1 protein-coding gene is annotated in these 224 nt (G+C 47.3%); it reads right to left on the bottom strand.

Features of this window, described 5'->3' with window-relative positions; genetic code table 11:
• On the bottom strand, nt 1–224 hold a 224-nt coding region (locus K5S59_RS29810), incomplete at both ends, for a hypothetical protein (protein WP_220784132.1).

Raw genomic sequence — 224 nt, 5'->3', positions numbered from 1 at the left:
CTGTATGACGCGTCTCCTGTTCACGAATCCACTGGCGAATTGCGTCTTGCGGAATGTATGTCACGGCCGTATTCTTGTCAAAGAATTGAAGGATACCTGCATCCTCTGCTGGATGAAATAACACAGTTATTGAAACATTCCCATCGGCTCGTACAGTGCGTCCATAAGCCGTTGTTCCCTTTGCTGGTGGTTTATTTTCTTGCGGTTCTTTTTTGGCACGTGGC

The sequence above is a fragment of the Bacillus sp. BML-BC051 genome, from assembly GCF_019656175.1.
GTDB classification, from domain to species: domain Bacteria; phylum Bacillota; class Bacilli; order Bacillales; family Bacillaceae_G; genus Bacillus_A; species Bacillus_A mobilis.
The sequence above is the reverse complement of the archived record's forward strand: the minus strand, read 5'-3'. Positions and strand labels throughout refer to the sequence as shown.